We start from the raw sequence: 17,800 nt of genomic DNA on the forward strand, positions 1-17,800 counted from the left end.
CTTTTATGATCGGCATAGGAATTTCAGGCAATAAAAACACAAAAAAGATACGCCTCCAAAAGGGAGCGTATCTTTTTCCATTTCTACAAACAAGCCAATATCTGCTGCTTTGATTGATCCGTCACAAAATGCTTCTGGCCGAATACTCCATAATCTTTTTTACGAATGGTCGTCAGGATTTCACGGTAGACCAGTCCGGCGCCCTTCACCGGAATCCGTGAACTGACGGGATATTCATGAATCGTTTCAAACGCTTTCTGATAATAAAACTCCGCTTCGCTTGCCATTTCTTCCCATACGGCTACAAATGCCGGCGTCACCAATCTTTTACGAAGGTCTTCTTCACACAGATTATATTTTGCCATTAGCTCGGAAGGCAGATAAATGCGGCCCAGTCCAAGATCTTCATCAATATCACGCAGGATATTGGTGATCTGCATGGCATAGCCCAGTGCGATTGCACCATCTTTCAAAACCGCTGTCTTGCCCGGAGCCAAAACCGGCAGCAGCATCAAGCCCACTGAACTGGCCACATGATAGCTGTAATCCAGGACATCTTCCACTGTGCGAAAGCTTTTCCTCAGCAAGTCCATTTCCTGTCCAGCAATCATGCAGGCATAAGGGGTTTCATCCATATCGTATGTTTCAAAGACATCGTTAAGGGCAAGCCACATGGGATTGGAACGATCAAAATTGCCTGCTAAAAAATCAGCGAATTCCCGTTTGAAGAGAGATAATTGCATGACCGGATCTTCGCCGTCATCCACGATATCATCCACCGTCCGGCAAAATGTGTAAATTGCCCACACAGCGTTGCGCTTCTCCTTTGGCAGCATCGAAAAACTTTTATAGAAGCTTTTCGAATTGGCAGCGATGATTTCTTCACAAACAAGGTATGCCTGTTTTAATTCCATCAAGAACCTCTCCTCTCACTTAAGAGATCACGCTCGATTTGCTCAGCAAGCAATTTGGCCCCCTGCATGACAATCGGTATGCCGCCCCCCGGATGTACGGAAGCCCCTACCGCATAAAGCCCTTTCGTATTAAAAGGCTTCACTTGCGGCCGGAACACACCGGATTGGAATAGGGTCGGGCCGATGCCGAAACTTCCTCCCTTGAACAGACCGAACGCCTCCGCGTCGGCGGGAGTCCTTACTTCCATCCACTCGATGGCATCCCGCAGCCCTGGAAACGACAGCTCTTCCATCCGGTCGATAATTCCGTCAATCCACTCTTTTTCATTGGCCCAGTCAACTTCTGATCCGGCCGGAACCGGGATCAATGTGTACAAAACTCCTTTTCCTTCCGGAGCCAGTGTTTCATCAATCTTCGATGGGTGGAAAGTGTAAAATGCCGGATCATCCGGTTTCTGCCTGTCCGAAAATACCGCCTTCATATGCTTGGCGTAATCATTGCCGATAAAGAATTGGTGCACATTCACTTCGTCATACACCCGGTCCAGCCCGAAATACAATAAAACACAGGCAGATGATGGGATGAATTTTTTACTCTTGCGGTCAGGCAATAAACTCGAAACGGCAGGAAAATCTCCATTGAAGACTACCGCATCATATTCTTCTCTGCCACTCTCCAGTTCCAGCCCTTTCGCTGTGCCATTTTCCGTAATAATCCGCTTTACCGTTCGCTCTTTTCGGATTGTCACATTGGGCAACGATTGAAGTTTCCCTTCGAGCAGCGGCACAATGCTGGCGTAACCGCCTTTTAAATAATGGACGCCGTGTTCATGTTCACTGAAGGGCACGAGTGAATACATACCCGGTGCGCTGAATGGATCTCCCCCGATATACAGAGCCTGTAATGTATAAGCCAATTGCAGCCGTTCGTCGGTAAAATAACGCGACATCAGCTGTTTGACAGAAAGCTGCGGTTTCAGCGCCAGCAGATTTTTAACATTGCCCGGTGTGAAAAAATCTTTTTTCTGAACAAAAGAATTCTCCAGAAATGCGGATTTTCCAATGGCAAAACGCTGGCTTCCTTCCGTCATGAAACGGCGGAATCCTTCTTCCTGCCCTGGAAAAACTTTGGCAACTTCTTCAACCTGCCGCTCGGTGCCCGGATATTTTGTGTAAACTTTACCATCATTGAAGCGGATCGTGTAGAGCGGATCGCACAGCACCAATTCATACTGGTCTTTTGAAATTCCGGCTTCAGCCAATAATTCCTGGAACATTTCCGGCAATAAAACAATTGTCGGCCCTTCATCTATTTTGAAACCGTCTCTTTCGACAAAGTTCATACGGCCGCCAAGCCGTTTTTCTTTTTCGATAATCGTCACTTCATGCCCTTTTCGACTCAAATATAAAGCGCCCATCATGCCGCCGATGCCGCCGCCAACGATTGCGATTTTCATGCGTATCCCTCCAATGCCGGCAGCGGAAGGATTGGAATCGCTTCCTGTCCATCTTTTTTCAATATCCCATTTGCGGTGATTCGCGCGGATTCCAGGATGGTCGGCAAACCGCTTCCCGGATGTGTGCCGCCGCCGACAAGCCAGCATCGCTCCAGCTCTTCGAATTCATTGTGCGGGCGAAAAACCATCATTTGGGATAATTGATGGCCAAGATTGAAAGTGGCCCCTTTATAGACTGAATAATCCTGTTCCCAGCCGAATGGCGTCAGCACTTTTTCGACTTCTATATGGTCCCGGAGATTTTTAAACTCCGTTTTCTCTTCTATAATGTTCAATACCAGTTCGCGGAATTCCTGCTGTTCATTGTCCCAGCCGATATCACTGAAATTGTTCGGCACCGGTGCCAATATGTAAAGAGCCGATTTTCCTTCAGGAGCCAAAGTCGGATCGGTGACACTGGCATTCTGGATGTAGATGGACGGATCAGCCGACAGCAGCCTGGAATCTGTAATTTCCTCCACATTCTTTTTGTAGTCTTTTGCAAAAACAATCGTATGATGCGATAGGTCGTACTTTTTATCCAGTCCCAGATAAATCATGAAAGTCGAGCAGGAATATTTCTTCTTCGCGAGCTTTTCAGGCGTATATTTCTTAAGAATACCCGGCTCTACCAGATTCGTCATGATGTGGGCAAAATCCCCGTTAATGATCACTTGATCTGCCGCTTCCCGGCTGCCATCCTCAAGATCAACGCCTTTTACGGTACGGCCTTCAATCCACAGCTTTTTCACCCCTGTGCCTGTATGGATGGTGCCGCCCTGTTCCCTGATAACTTTCGCCATCGATTCCGACAGCTGATTGACGCCGCCAATCGGATGATAAATGCCGTAAGCGTGTTCCATATAGGAAAGGATGGTGAAAGCGCCCGGACATTCCCATGGAGACATCCCCAGATATTTTGACTGAAAGGCAAAAGCGAGCTTCAGCCTTTCATCTTTGAAATAACGGGAAAGCACGTCGTCCAGGCTTTTATTGATTTCCAGTTCCGGCAGGGCTTTCAGGACTTTAGGCTGGACCATGTGCGCCAGTTTGTCCATCCGGTTCTGCAGGATCGGAGATAAAGCTTTTAGCTTGCGGTCCATATCTTTCATGAAACGGATATAGCCTTCCCCGCTGCCGTTGAAATCCTTGTCGATTTTGGCTTTCATTTCTTCCGGATTGCGCGTCATGACCATATTCTGATCCTCAAAAATCAGTTCATACATCGGGTCAAGTTCGACGGGTTGCATATAATCAAAAAGATTGCGGCCGGCTATATCGAAGAGTTCTTCCACTATATGGAGCATGCTCAAAAAAGTCGGGCCCGTATCGAAAGTAAAGTCTCCCAGTTTTAACGCCGCGTTGCGCCCGCCGACCCGCTCGTTTTTTTCATAGATGTCCACTTTATAGCCTTTGGCTGCCATCAGCATGCCTGCAGCGAGACCGCCCGGGCCAGCACCAATTATGATTATCCGTTTCGCCATCTGATTACCCCATTTATAATTCTTTAGTTATATATTAATTGTATAAAAATTATACATTAAGAATTCCTAAAAAACTAATATAAACTATCCGCCACTTTTCCAAAGTAAAGTAAATTTAATATAAACATACCCCGTTTCATCCAAATAGTAACTTTGAACAAGCAGATGGGTCTATGCACAAAGAAGCTTGAAAAGTACTTCTAACTATAAAAATAAAACCGCCTCAAATGAGACGGTTCATAACGTGATTTTTATTTATTGGCTTTATGGACTTTCAGCACCTTGCCTTTGATGGTCTTATTTTTCATTTCTTTCAGAACCATGGGGCCTTTGCCGTTCAGGATATCGATATAGGTGACGGTGTCCTGGATTTTGATGATGCCGATATCTTCAGCCGTGACACCCGGAATGCTTGTCAATGTGCCGACGAAATCAAAAGCGCGCAATTTTTTCTTTTTGCCTCCATTGAAATAGAGCTTCATGATATCTTTGTTCACCTGTTCATTTTTATTGCGTTTGAGCTGCGGCCGGCTTTCGAGCTTTTCAGTGAACGCCTCTTTGGCGGCAGCCACCTCTTCCCGGGACGGAGCATCCATTTCCGGAATGGCGAAACCGATGTAATCCTCAATTTCCTGCAGGAATTTATCTTCATGGGGTGTCACAAAGCTGATCGCTTTGCCGGTTTTTCCGGCGCGGCCGGTGCGCCCGGCGCGGTGGACATAGCTTTCCTTCTCTAACGGTATATCATAGTTGATGACATGGGTGATGCTGTCGATGTCGATCCCTCTTGCGGCGACATCTGTCGCCACCAGATAGCGGAACTCACCGCGTTTGAAGTCATTCATCACCGCAAAACGGTCTTCCTGAACCATGCCGCCATGCAGTTTATCACAGGTGTAATAATGCTTTTCAAGCTGCTCCATCACAAAGTCGACATTGTCTTTGGTACGGCAGAAAATGATGCAGCTGTCCGGATTTTCGACAATCGTCACATCGCGCAGCAGTGCAAATTTCTGATTATCTGCAACGCGGATCAGCGAATGTTCGATCTGAGTTTCAAGTGTCTCAGCAGAAGCGATTTCAATATGCTCGGGCTGCTGCATGTATTTCTGCTGCAGCTTTTCAACGTTTTCGGGTAATGTGGCTGAAAACAGCATCGTCATGCGCTGCTTCGGCAATTTATTGATGATCGCTTCCACCTGTTCGATAAAGCCCATGTTCAGCATTTCATCCGCTTCATCCAATACCAGAAACTCAATGCGTTCGAGCTTCAGCGTGCCGCGTTCGATGTGATCAAGGACACGGCCCGGTGTACCAACTACTACATGGCATTTCTGCTTCAGTTCCGCCTGCTGATAGGCAAAAGGCTGTTTGCCGTAGACCGCTGCGGCTTTGATGCGTTTGAAACGGCCGATATTGGTGATGTCTTCTTTGACCTGATCGGCAAGTTCACGGGTAGGTGTCAGGATCAGCGCCTGTGGTTTATTTTCTTCCCAGTCGACCATTTCACAGATCGGGATGCCGAAAGCAGCTGTTTTGCCGCTTCCTGTCTGCGATTTAACAGCGATATCAGTCTTCTGCAATGCGACCGGAATCACTTTTTCCTGCACTTCTGTCGGCTGTTTATAGCTCAAGCCTTCAAGCGCGCGCAGGATGGGCTCACTGATTTTGTAATCTTTGAATTGCTTTGTATCCATGTATAATTCTCCTTCTCCGTCCAAAACGTTAGATAGTTTTATTATTGCATGGAATTTCGGCAATCACCATTAAAGAGAAACTTCAGTCAACGGGATTTGATCCCCCGTTGACTGTTAGTTGATCCGATCGGGTTTTTACGGTCAGTAAGACTTCCACTCACAAAATTAGGAGTCCCACTGACCGTTAATACGGGATAAACGATTAATAAGTTTTATTGATCCAGCAGGCTCACTGAAACTTTGACGTCCAGCGATTGGCTGCCGCCCCGGTAAACTCCCTGCACAGGGCTGACATCGTTGTAATCACGGCCGACTCCGACGCGAATATGATTTTCCAGCGCTTCGACATTATTCGTCGGATCGAGCCCTACCCAACCGACACCCGGAACCATTACTTCCGCCCAGGCGTGGCTTGCGGCATCGCCGACCAGCGCTGAATTTTCACCGACATATAAATAACCGCTGACGTAACGCGCCGGAATGTGCTTGCTTCGCAGAATTCCAAGCATCACATGGGTGATGTCCTGGCAGACCCCTCTACGCAAGTCGAAAGATTCAGATGCTTTTGTGGAAACGTCCGTCGATTCACCGTCATAAGTGAAATGATCATGTATATAGTTCATTACATCAATCGAATACTGCACCGGATTCTCCATCTGCCCCAACTCCCGGTCAACCTGTATCATTTGTTCCGGGCTTAAGTAGGTGTAGGCGGTGTTGCTCAGATAAGCCAGATAATGTTCCCCAAATAATTTCGAATGGAAAATATTGCGCATTTCCGGCGAATAATCGAGCTGGTTGATATAAGGGCTTTTCTGGATGCTGACAATGGATGTCGTTTTCACTTCAAGATGCTTATGGTGTTCAGCGATAAAGAATGTTTCCACATTATTTCCCCAGATGTCGATATGCTCTTTCGTCAAGGAAGCAGGTGTAATTTCTGCCCGGTAGGAAAGTAATCGCTGAACTTCATCCGTTCTCGGCTTCAAGCGGATCGAGTTCATGCTTTGGTCGACAATCGTATCGTATTTAAAAATATTGGTATGTTCGATTTTATATTTCATTGAGGTAGTTCCTTTCCCACTAGAAGTCTGATTTTGAGTACTCATGCTGCTCTCAGTTCCGGGATCGATAAGATAATAGGTTTTCGAGAAAATCTGGCCGATTTCATTGCATCCATTTTGAAAATCATTTAAAAAGTTCAGCATGTCTTCAGGTTCAAGTTCCTGGAAATTCAACTCGTCGAAATCTGCAGTCAGCTGATCGATTTTCGCGAACAGTTCCCAGGAATAATGAGATATTTTCCCTTCCTCCAATGTCGTGATTCCTTCCCGTATATGATCCAGGCAATAGCGGATCGACCTCGGGAAATCCGGATTTGACACAAGAAACGACAGTACCAGGGAAGGATCCATTTTCGGCGGATTTGCCTTCAGGTAAGCGTCGTAGCCATTTGCCATTCGGAGAGCGGCCAGCCAGTAATAATAGTCCTCCGATTGCTGGGCTTCAGTGCGCGCGATTGTCCGCTCACACACGACGTTAAGAATGCGCGCTGTCTTTTCGGCGCGTTCCAGCCATTTCCCGATTTTGATAATCTGGTATTCCACACCCCGGGACATTGATGATTCCACGATTCCCTGGGATGTCAGCGCTGTATTTTTCACTTTGTTCAAAAACTCCTGCATATCCCGCACAGAGAGATTTTCAGCATTCAGATCATGCAGCGTGAGGTAACATCTGTTCCAGATTTCCCAGTAATCGTCCGTAATATGATCTCGGCTGACGCGGGCATTTTCACGGATAAAACGCACACAGCTCGCGACAGAGTTGAGATTTTTCGATTCCATGGACAAATAATAAACCAGCTGATCTTCATTATATGCCGGGAGGGATTTTATATATTCCATCATATCCGTTGAAGCACAGATTTCATAGATTAATTTCCAGTCATCCGCGCGGACCAGTTCTTCATCTGATGCTTCGATCATCTGCAGCAATTGCACATCCAGAATACGCGCATTATTTTCTGCCCGCTCCGCGTTTCTCGACATCCAGTACAGCGAATTTGCCACTCGGCTCAGCATTCAGGATCCTCCCCCTTCTTCTTTCTTCCTGAAGACCCACGTGTCTTTACCGCCACCGCCCTGCGAAGAATTGACGACGAGCGACCCTTCCTTCAGTGCCACACGCGACAGACCGCCCGGCAGCACATTCGTTTCTTTGCCGCGCATGACAAATACTCTCAAATCGACATGGCAGGGATAGAATTCCTCTCCCTGATAGGCCGGTGCACGGGATAACTTAATCGTCGGCTGCGCAATATACTGATGCGGCGATTCGATGATTTTCTCCCGGAAAATTTCAATCATTTCCTTCGAAGCATGCGGGCCGACCAGCATATCGTAGCCGCCGGATGCCCCGACGTTCTTTACTACAAGCTCCTCCAGATGGTCAAGGACCCACTCCCGTTCTTCTATATTTTCCAAAAGATAGGTTTTCACATTATCGATGAGAGGTTCTTCATCGAGATAATAACGGATCATATCGGGCACATAAGCATAAATGGCCTTGTCGTCCGCGACCCCGTTGCCGATGCCGTTCAGGATGGCAACATTGCCGTGCTTATACGCCTGCAGCAAACCGGGAACACCAAGAGCTGATTCTTCGTTGAACGCTTCCGGGTCAAGGTAATCATCGTCAATCCGGCGGTAAATGATATCCACCCGTTTCAGGCCGCGGATCGATTTCATGTAGACAATATTCTTTTTCACGACCAGGTCACGCCCTTCAACGAGATCAATGCCCATTTGCTGAGCCAAAAAAAGATGATCGTAATAAGCAGAATTGTACATGCCCGGAGTCAATAGAACCGCAAACGCCTTTCCTTTTTGCGACGCCGGTGCATGGTCGAGAATCGCCTGGTGCATGTGGGTCATCTGATGCTCAAGGTTCTGCACTGAATGATTGGCGAAAAACTCAGGATATACCTGGCGCATGACATAACGGTTCTGGTAGACATAGGACATGCCGGAGGGATTGCGGAGGTTATCTTCCAACACATGATATTTCCCCCTTTCGTCACGGATCAGATCAATTCCAGCAAGAAAAATGTGATTTTTCAAGGGGATTTCAAGCCCTTTTACCTGTTTGGCATAATAATATGGATTTTCCTCCACCAGACTTCTCGGCACGATGCCGTCTTCGAGTATCCGCTGTTCGCCGTAGACGTCTTCAAGAAACAGGTTCAGCGCTTCTGTGCGCTGGATCATCCCTTTTTCAACCACTTCCCATTCTTCAGGCGGAATGATAATTGGGACGAAATCAAACGGCATTGTCCTTTCCGTGCCGACGTTATTGTCATAGACCGTGAAAGTGATGCCTTGCCTCAGAAATGCCAATTGAGCAGTTTCGTGCTTTTCACGCAATTCCTCCTCGCTGAAATGCTGGAGCAATTGAAAGAAATTTCTGTAATGAGGCTTTGGCTGTTTATTCTCATCGAACATTTCATCGAAAAATGGTTTTATTTGATACGATTGAAACATATTTCCCCTCCTCACGTATTCGTAATCTTCTGATATTTTTGTCTAAAAAAGCTACCACTCACTGTTTGCGAGTGGTAGCTTGATGTCTTCAATTCATTGTTTACTTGTCAAAAGTGGTGTCGCTTTTATCTTTTTTCTCCGACTCTTCGTCAAGCCCTTTTTTCAATGAGTCGCTGTATTCCGTGCTGCCGCCGAAAGTGGAGCCGCTTGGAGTTGAATCATTGAAAGGGCTGCCTGTGCCTGTTCCGCCGGAAGTGCCTGCCTTATCCGTGGAAGCCGATCCGGTCGATGATCCGGAACCGCCTTCCGATTTTCCGCCGACTTCATCCTGGAGCGTTTTATCAGCTTTATCCAGCATGTCTTTTTCTTTGTCCATCATTTTCTGCTGGCTGTCGATGGCACTTTTGACCTGATCGACCGCTTTTGAAACGTAAGGCTTTGCTTTATCAACCATTCCGCCTGACTGTTCGTTAAAGCGCTCCAGCCCCTTTTTCACATTTTCTTTCATATTTCCGGATTGGGAACTGCCTGTCGAAGTGCCATTCGAATCCACTTTCTTCTGTGCCATAGCGGATCCGATTGCTGCACCTATACCTAATAATAGTAATTTACTGAACATGCCGCCTGAACGTTTTGCCATTCCAATCTCTCCTTCTCAGTAATTAAATACACTGTGTTCTTATTATTTACTAATTTCAGTCATCTTAAACATTTGCCATGAAAAAAGACACCTATATTTATATATAGATGCCTGTTTCAGAAATGAATTCCTATTTGATTATTTCTTCCTGCAGCAGCACTTCTTCAAATGCCTGGACAACTTCCGGGTCATATTGAACTCCTGACAGGCGCCGGATTTCTTCCATGGCATATTCTGCGCTAAAGGCTTTCCGATAAGAACGGTCTTCTGTCATCGCATCAAACGTATCACAGACGCCGATTATTTTTGCCTCCAGCAGAATTTCATCCTCTTTAAGGCCAAAAGGATAGCCTTTGCCGTTGATCCGTTCATGATGCTGTTCGACAATACCGGCAAGTTTACTGTATGCCGTTTTACGTAGCATTTCCGCGCCGTCTCCCGGGTGCTTTTTGACAAGGTCGAACTCCTCTTTCGTCAGTTTACCGGGCTTATTAAGCACTTCCCCAGGAACATTAATTTTACCGATGTCATGAAGGATGGAGGCGATGAACAGATCATCCATTCGCTGACGGTCCAACTTGAGCTTTTTGGCTATTTTAATGGCGTACTGTGAAACCCGCATGCTGTGTTTATGAGTATATTTATCTTTCTTTTCCACCAATCCGCCAACTCGCTGCAATTCTTTTATTTCCTCACTGATTGTGTGAAAAACCAATGAATTGGATACAGACAGAATTGACACATCTGTTTTGGCGATCATTTGAACAGGTTCAGACAAATTACAGGTAGAGATGAAATCGTCTGGACCGAGATTGATGCTTTTATCAGAATCCTGTAAAACCAGTTCTCCTTTTAATATATAAAAAAATTCCTGAGTATCTTCTTCCCCAGGATAAAGGAACATCAGTTTATCTTTGAGGACAGTCTGTTTCATCATTTCCATACCTCCACCCCGTCCCAGCAGGCTTAAGGTAGTCGATTTGTTTTGGACTGTTTCAAGGTATTCATTTTTCAGTATATCCAAACCTTCCAAAAATACACGTCCTTCCTCAAAAAAAGTACTATTAAAGTATGCAAATGACATACTTTAATAGTACTTTAAAAGAAGCTCTTATTACAATAGGTTTTACCAGCCGATGACTTTGATCGGGTCGATCAACGCAATACGGTCAGCGAATTGGACCGGAACCAATTCAACCTCTACTGTTAAACCGGATTTCTCAGCTTTTCCGATGCCTTTACGGGTTATATCCTGTGTTCTTATATCCAATTTTGAAATCAAAGCTGTAATGTCTTCTTCGTATTTCGCAGTAAGGTCTGCCTGTCTCTTTTCATCAGACTCCCTGGCCAGGTCTTTTTGATATACGTCGTACAAATCATATGATTTTTCAACTGCCTTCTCGATTTCTTTTAGAATTTTAGCGTTTGTTTTTTCCACGTTCTCCAAAGCAGACAAAGTTTCCTTGTCCGGTTCAGATTCTGCAGCAAAAGCTCCAGATGTTCCCAGAACCAAAGCAAAAATCACCGAAAACAGTAAAGCCAGTAAACTTTTTTGCATCATGCTGATCCCCCCGACTTTTTTAGTTGCATCAAAAACATTTCAGCCCTTTTCACAGCAAAACCTTTCAGAAATCATATGTAATAGGGGCTAGTAAATATTTTGTAGACTACCTCTAAAGTATAGCCCAAATGGGTATAAAGAACAATTTTTAAAAATAACTAAATTTTCTTTAAATTAATGGAAACAGTTACTATAAGAAGGCCAATCAGAAAAAACCAGGAGAATTTTCCTGGTTTCTTCTGATCATGGCAATACTGTGCTGCCCATTAAATAGCGGTCACATTCCCTCGCCGCTTCGCGTCCTTCATTGATTGCCCAGACAATCAGACTCTGGCCCCGGCGCATATCACCGGCCGCAAAAATCCCTTCGGTGTTGGTGGCATATTTTCCATACTCTGCTTTGACACATGAGTTTGCCTCCGTTGCCAGATCCATTTGCCGGATGAGACCCTGCTCCGGTCCGCTGAAACCGATGGCGATCAGCACAAGATCCGCTTTCCATACTTTTTCAGTTCCAGGAACTTCTTCGCGGATACGGTTGCCTTTCTCGTCCACGCGCAACTTCACATTTACGGTATGCACTTCTTTCACACTGCCCTCTTCACCGCCCACAAATTTTTTCGTCATCACGGCATAAGCGCGCGGGTCGTCGCCAAACGCAGCCGCAGCTTCCTTATGCCCGTATTCGACGCGGTGCACTTTCGGATACTGGGGCCACGGATTGCCCCTCTCATCCCGAATCGCACCTTTTTTATCATAGACATCAAATTGAACAAGACTTCTGCAGCCATGGCGGACAGCAGTAGCGAGACAATCTGTACCGGTATCTCCGCCCCCGATGACAATGACGTCTTTGCCTTCAGCCGAAATATAATTGCCGTCTTTGAAATTCGAATCGAGCAGGCTTTTCGTGCTGGCGTGCAGAAAGTCCATCGCGTAATGAATGCCTCCGAGCTCGCGTCCTTCCACCTGCAAATCACGATGAACGGTTGAACCTGTGCACATGATGACAGAATCAAACTCCGTCTTCAATTTATCAGCTGGATAGTTTTTGCCGATTTCAATATTCGTTTTGAAGGTGATGCCTTCCTGTTTCAGAATGTCCACACGGCGGACGACCATTTCATAAGGCAGTTTCATTTCCGGTATGCCGTAGGTCAGGAGTCCTCCCACCCGGTCATTCCTTTCAAACACAGTAACCCAGTGCCCCGCCTTGTTCAACTGCGCAGCAGCTGCGAGTCCGGCGGGACCGGAACCGATGACCGCCACATGTTTGCCCGTACGCGACTCCGGCGGCTCGGGCACAACCCATCCTTCAGCAAAGCCGCGTTCAATGATTGAACGTTCGACTGTCCGAATCGCTACCGGCGGGTCCGTTATGCCGAGAACACACGAACCTTCACAAGGCGCCGGGCAGGCCGTTCCTGTAAATTCCGGGAAATTGTTTTTCAGGTGTTCACGCCGCAGCGCTTCTTTCCACTGGCCTCTGTAAACCAGATCGTTCCATTCAGGGATCAAATGGTTTACTGGACAGCCGGTGGTGACATTATCCAATTCCATTCCCGTATGGCATGTCGGCACTCCGCAATCCATGCAGCGCGCTCCCTGTTTTTGCACTTCTGCGTCCGACAGCGGAATGGTGTAATCGTTCCAGTCATGCTTCCGTTCTGCCGGGTCGCGCTCTTTCATCGTCTGCCTGCTGTATTCCATGAATCCTGTATTTTTGCCCATCAGATCCCTCCTTGATTCTACTTTCAGACCGACTTTCTACTTTACGCCTTCGCTCACTTTGCTTTCTTCAAAGGCCGCCATTTCCGCGTCGAATTTGGTCATGCCACTGCCCTGCAGCCTGGTAATGCGGTCGTTGATCTGCAAATACGCTTTAGGGATGACCCGTACAAATTTGGCAGAGTAAATTTCCCAATGGTCCAGGATCCGTTTTGCATTGGAACTTCCCGTATAACCATGGTGCCTTTCGATCATCTGACGCAGACCTTCAATTTCCTGCGGTTCTGCCAGCGGCTGTAAATAAACCATATCCGCGTTGCAGTGCTCGCTGAAGTTTTCATTTTCATCCAATACGTAAGCGATGCCTCCCGACATGCCGGCTGCGAAGTTTTTACCGGTGGGTCCAAGAATGACGACACGGCCGCCCGTCATATATTCACACCCATGGTCACCCGCGCCTTCAACCACAATATTGGCTCCGCTGTTGCGCACGGCAAACCGTTCACCCGCCACTCCGTGAATATACGCTTCACCAGCAGATGCGCCGTAGAAGGACACATTGCCGATGATGATGTTCTTCTCCGGTATGAAAGTGGAATCCGCTGCCGGCTTCACAATGATTTTTCCGCCAGACAATCCTTTTCCGACGAAATCATTGGAATCCCCGATTAACGTCATCGTCATTCCGCGCGGGATGAATGCACCAAAGCTCTGGCCGGCCGACCCCTGGAAATTCAGTTTGATCGTGTCTTCCGGCAATCCTTCCGCTCCGTAATGCCTTGAAATCGCACTGCCGGTGATGGTTCCCGTCGCACGGTGGATATTGCGGATGGCAGTCGTCACTTCAACCCGCTCTCCGGTTTTGATCGCATTGCTGCAGCGCGGGAGCAGTTCCTGGTAATCGAGCGTCTGCAATAATCCGTGATCTTGTTTCATGGTCGCAAAACGTCCAACTTTTTCAGGGAGTCCCGGCTGATACAGGAGCGCCGAGAAATCGATGCCTTTCGCTTTCCAGTGATCGACTGCTTCGTTCACTTCAAGCACATCCGTTCTGCCGATCATTTCATTGATCGTACGGAAGCCGAGCTGTGCCATCGTTTCGCGTGCTTCCTGTGCAATAAAGCGCATGAAGTTGACAACGTGTTCAGGATCTCCGCCATATTTTTTCCGCAATTCAGGATTTTGCGTGGCAATGCCGACCGGACAAGTGTCCATATGGCAAACTCGCATCATGACACATCCCAGCACAACGAGCGGTGCCGTGGAAAATCCGTATTCTTCTGCTCCAAGCAGGGCTGCCATGACGACATCGCGTCCCGTCATCATTTTGCCGTCTGTCTCCACAACGATCCGGTCGCGCAATCCATTCAGAAGAAGTGTCTGATGTGTTTCCGCCAACCCGATTTCCCATGGCAGACCCGTATGTTTTAAACTGGTTTTCGGCGCAGCGCCCGTGCCGCCGTCATAGCCGCTGATCAGCACGAGATCCGCGCGTCCTTTGGCGACCCCCGCCGCAATCGTTCCGACGCCGACCGCTGAAACAAGTTTGACGCTGATGCGCGCAAACGGATTGGCATTTTTCAGATTAAAGATCAATTCCGCTAAATCTTCTATTGAATAGATGTCGTGATGCGGCGGAGGTGAGATGAGTTCAACGCCCGTCGTCGATCCGCGGACTTCTGCAATCCACGGATAAACTTTCTTGCCTGGCAGGTGACCCCCTTCACCCGGTTTTGCCCCTTGCGCCACTTTGATCTGAATTTCGTCGGCGTTGACAAGATAATGGCTTGTTACGCCAAAACGGCCGGAAGCCACTTGTTTGATCGCGCTTCTGCGGTTAGTGCCGTCTTCATCCGGTATGAAGCGTGAAATTTCCTCTCCGCCTTCACCTGAATTGCTGCGGCCCCCGATTTTATTCATGGCGACTGCCAGCGCTTCATGCGCTTCTTTGCTGATCGAACCGTACGACATCGCTCCTGTTTTAAAGCGGGCACAAATTTCTTCGACGCTTTCCACTTCTTTGATCGGCACCGGAACCCGTTCCTTAAACTTCAGCAAACCGCGCAGGGACTGAAGATTCGCTTTTTCATCGGTAAGAAGGGCCGAATATTTTTTGAATACATCATAATCGTTCATTCTGCAGGCCTGCTGCAGCGTGTGGATCGTCTTCGGATTGTATTGATGGTCTTCGCCGTTTTCACGGTATTGATAATCATCTCCCGATTCCAGTTCGCCGTCGCCGCCTTCACGTTCAGGGTAGGCTTTGGCATGGCGCATAAGGGTTTCTATGGCAATCACATCAAGACCGATACCGCCAAGCCGCGACGAAGTCCGGGTGAAATACCTGTCGATGACATCGGAGCGGATGCCGACTGCTTCGAAAATCTGGGCTCCCCGGTAACTCTGGATCGTTGAAATGCCCATTTTAGACAGCACTTTGATGATGCCATCCGTAACTGCCTTTATATAGCCGGTTTCACTTTCCCGATAATCTTTTCCTTCTATTTCCTTTGTTTCGATCAACTGGCGGATCGTGTCAAATGCCAGATAAGGGTTAATGCCTTCTGCCCCGTAACCAAGAAGCGCCGCAAAATGATGCACTTCCCGCGGTTCACCGGATTCCAGCAAAATACTCATTTTCGTGCGTATATTCTCGCGTATCAAATGATGATGCAGACCCGATACAGCCAATAAAGCAGGAATCGCCGCATGCTCCTTGTCTGTTCCTCTGTCTGAAAGAATAATGAGAGCAGCTCCATTTTTATAAGCCTGGACCGCTTCCGCAAATAAATCTTCCAGGCGATTTTCCATTGCCTCTGCACCTGCTGCGGCAGGGAAAAGAATCGACAGCGTCACTGCTTTGAATTCAGGCAGCTGATTTCCGCGTAACTTCTCCAATTGGCTGTTCGTCAAAAGCGGAGTTTCCAACCGGATGTGCCGACTGCTTTCAGGTGCCGGCTGCACCAGATTCCCTTCTGCGCCAATAGTCGTCCGCGCTGCTGTGATGATTTGTTCACGTATGGCGTCAATTGGCGGATTCGTCACCTGGGCAAATAATTGCTTAAAGTAGTTATAGAGAAGCTGCGGCTTTTTTGATAACACAGCCAGCGGCGAATCATACCCCATCGAACCGACCGGATCTTTGCCTTCGGTCGCCAATGGCTTGATGATTTTTTGGACTTCTTCCATTGTATAGCCGAATGCCAATTGCTGTTTAACCAACGATTCCGTAACGTCATGATTTACCGGATTCACCGGTTCCGGCAGGTCTTCCAGATCCAGCAGATTGTTTTGGAGCCAGTCTTTATATGGCAGTTCCGCCGCAATTTGCATTTTTATCTCTTCATCCGGTATAATTTTTCCTTCTTCAAGATCGACCAGCAGCATTTTGCCTGGACGGAGGCGGTCCTTATAGATGATATCGTCCGAGAAGATATCCAGCGCGCCCACTTCCGACCCCAAAACGATCATGCCGCTTTTGGTCACATAATAACGGGCTGGACGCAGGCCGTTGCGGTCTAGGCAGGCGGCAATCTGCCGGCCATCTGTAAAGACCAGCGCTGCCGGCCCGTCCCACGGTTCCATCAGTGTGCTGTGGTATTCGTAGAAATCCTTTTTCTCTTTTTTGATGGTCGGATCATTGACCCACGGTTCCGGCACCATCATCATTGCCGTATGGGCGAGCGAACGCCCCGACAAATGAAGGAATTCAAAACAATTGTCGAACATTGATGAATCACTCCCGCTCTCATCGATGACCGGCAATATTTTATTCAGATCTTCTTCATTGAAATAAGGGGAAGTGCAAAGCGCCTGGCGCGCGCGCATCCAGTTGACATTTCCGCGAAGTGTATTGAACTCTCCATTATGTATGGAATAGCGGTTTGGATGCGACCGCTGCCAGCTTGGAAAGGTATTGGTGCTGAAACGGGAGTGGACCAGTGCCAGAGCCGATTTGAACTCGGGGTGATTGAGATCGATGTAAAACGAATCCAGTTGTTCGGGGATGAGCATGCCTTTATAGACGATGGTGCCAGCTGATAAGCTGCTGAAATAAACATCTTTGAATTCAGGATCTGTACCCATTTCCTGTTCGATTCTTCTGCGGATGATGTACAGCCGTCTTTCAAGATCTATGCGGGTTTCCAGTTCCGCAGCCGCTTCGATGAATACCTGCCTGATGACGGGTTTTGACTTTGACGCCACTTTGCCGACAAACGAATCGTTGATCGGAACCGGCCGCCAGCCCAGAGTTTGCTGCCCTTCCTCATCAACAATTCGTTGAATGATCTCTTTCGCCTTCACGCGGATGTCGTAATCCTGCGGCATGAACACCATTCCGACGCCATATCTTCCTTCTGCCGGCAGGTTGATCCCTTCTTTTTCACATTGTTTCAGAAAAAAGCGGTGTGGAATCTGTGTCAGAATCCCAGCCCCATCGCCCGTACTCGTATCGGATGACTGTCCTCCCCGGTGTTCGAGGTTGCATAAGATATTGACGGCATTCTGCACAATCGAATGCGATTTTTCACCATTTATATTTGCTATCATTCCTATTCCACAGGCTTCATGCTCCTGCTCAGGATCATAAAGCCCCTGTGCCTTTGGATATTCTTTTTTGCTCATATTCTTCTCCCCTCTAACACAGTGAAGTGTCATAATATTTTGATAGTATATCATAAAACTTGAATAAATATAAAATTGGATTTATTTTTAATAATGTATTTTTTTTGCAAGC

General features: G+C 47.4%; 11 protein-coding genes. All 11 read right to left on the reverse strand.

Going from position 1 to position 17,800, the window contains the following annotated elements:
* Window positions 1-83 precede the first annotated feature (83 nt).
* Window positions 84-914, reverse strand: a complete 831-nt coding sequence (locus tag KW93_RS06445) for a phytoene/squalene synthase family protein (RefSeq protein ID WP_033542169.1) — start codon at window positions 912-914, stop codon at window positions 84-86.
* Window positions 914-2,371, reverse strand: a complete 1,458-nt coding sequence (locus KW93_RS06450; protein ID WP_033542170.1) for a phytoene desaturase family protein — start codon at window positions 2,369-2,371, stop codon at window positions 914-916. The genes KW93_RS06445 and KW93_RS06450 overlap by 1 nt, the downstream gene beginning before the upstream one ends.
* On the reverse strand, window positions 2,368-3,894 hold the full coding sequence (locus KW93_RS06455; protein ID WP_033542171.1) for a phytoene desaturase family protein: 1,527 nt from the start codon (window positions 3,892-3,894) through the stop codon (window positions 2,368-2,370). Before KW93_RS06455 ends, KW93_RS06450 begins: the two co-directional genes overlap by 4 nt.
* A 251-nt stretch (window positions 3,895-4,145) precedes the next feature.
* Window positions 4,146-5,591, reverse strand: coding sequence for a DEAD/DEAH box helicase (locus KW93_RS06460; protein WP_033542172.1), 1,446 nt, complete (start codon window positions 5,589-5,591; stop codon window positions 4,146-4,148).
* Window positions 5,592-5,803: 212 nt separating this feature from the next.
* The gene (locus tag KW93_RS06465; protein WP_033542173.1) at window positions 5,804-7,675 is read right to left on the reverse strand and encodes an alpha-E domain-containing protein; all 1,872 of its coding nucleotides are present in this window, start codon (window positions 7,673-7,675) and stop codon (window positions 5,804-5,806) included.
* Window positions 7,676-9,133: a circularly permuted type 2 ATP-grasp protein gene (locus tag KW93_RS06470; RefSeq protein ID WP_033542174.1), complete on the reverse strand. Its 1,458-nt coding sequence runs from the start codon at window positions 9,131-9,133 to the stop codon at window positions 7,676-7,678.
* A 100-nt stretch (window positions 9,134-9,233) separates the two neighbouring features.
* A complete protein-coding gene (locus tag KW93_RS06475) occupies window positions 9,234-9,773 on the reverse strand; it encodes a hypothetical protein (RefSeq protein ID WP_033542175.1) in 540 nt (179 codons plus the stop codon).
* Window positions 9,774-9,903: 130 nt separating this feature from the next.
* Window positions 9,904-10,710, reverse strand: a complete 807-nt coding sequence (locus tag KW93_RS06480; protein WP_235318373.1) for an HD domain-containing phosphohydrolase — start codon at window positions 10,708-10,710, stop codon at window positions 9,904-9,906.
* 189 nt (window positions 10,711-10,899) lie between these two features.
* Window positions 10,900-11,331, reverse strand: a complete 432-nt coding sequence (locus KW93_RS06485) for a hypothetical protein (protein ID WP_152602426.1) — start codon at window positions 11,329-11,331, stop codon at window positions 10,900-10,902.
* 246 nt (window positions 11,332-11,577) lie between these two features.
* Window positions 11,578-13,065 carry a glutamate synthase subunit beta gene (locus KW93_RS06490; RefSeq protein ID WP_033542177.1) on the reverse strand — a complete coding sequence of 496 codons (1,488 nt, stop codon included), beginning with the start codon at window positions 13,063-13,065 and terminating at the stop codon, window positions 11,578-11,580.
* Between the two features lie 36 nt (window positions 13,066-13,101).
* Complete coding sequence (gltB, locus tag KW93_RS06495; RefSeq protein WP_033542178.1) at window positions 13,102-17,688, reverse strand: glutamate synthase large subunit; 4,587 nt, start codon at window positions 17,686-17,688, stop codon at window positions 13,102-13,104.
* Between the last annotated feature and the right edge of the window lie 112 nt (window positions 17,689-17,800).

Source organism: Planococcus sp. CAU13 (assembly GCF_000775575.1).
Lineage (GTDB): Bacteria > Bacillota > Bacilli > Bacillales_A > Planococcaceae > Planococcus.

Excerpts from the sequence above, each read along its gene's own strand:
- KW93_RS06445 (WP_033542169.1), bottom strand. The coding sequence starts at position 914 with ATGGAATTAAAACAGGCATACCTTGTTTGTGAAGAAATCATCGCTGCC.
- KW93_RS06450 (WP_033542170.1), bottom strand. The coding sequence starts at position 2,371 with ATGAAAATCGCAATCGTTGGCGGCGGCATCGGCGGCATGATGGGCGCT.
- KW93_RS06455 (WP_033542171.1), bottom strand. The coding sequence starts at position 3,894 with ATGGCGAAACGGATAATCATAATTGGTGCTGGCCCGGGCGGTCTCGCT.
- KW93_RS06460 (WP_033542172.1), bottom strand. The coding sequence starts at position 5,591 with ATGGATACAAAGCAATTCAAAGATTACAAAATCAGTGAGCCCATCCTG.
- KW93_RS06465 (WP_033542173.1), bottom strand. The coding sequence starts at position 7,675 with ATGCTGAGCCGAGTGGCAAATTCGCTGTACTGGATGTCGAGAAACGCG.
- KW93_RS06470 (WP_033542174.1), bottom strand. The coding sequence starts at position 9,133 with ATGTTTCAATCGTATCAAATAAAACCATTTTTCGATGAAATGTTCGAT.
- KW93_RS06475 (WP_033542175.1), bottom strand. The coding sequence starts at position 9,773 with ATGGCAAAACGTTCAGGCGGCATGTTCAGTAAATTACTATTATTAGGT.
- KW93_RS06480 (WP_235318373.1), bottom strand. The coding sequence starts at position 10,710 with ATGATGAAACAGACTGTCCTCAAAGATAAACTGATGTTCCTTTATCCT.
- KW93_RS06485 (WP_152602426.1), bottom strand. The coding sequence starts at position 11,331 with ATGCAAAAAAGTTTACTGGCTTTACTGTTTTCGGTGATTTTTGCTTTG.
- KW93_RS06490 (WP_033542177.1), bottom strand. The coding sequence starts at position 13,065 with ATGGGCAAAAATACAGGATTCATGGAATACAGCAGGCAGACGATGAAA.
- gltB (WP_033542178.1), bottom strand. The coding sequence starts at position 17,688 with ATGAGCAAAAAAGAATATCCAAAGGCACAGGGGCTTTATGATCCTGAG.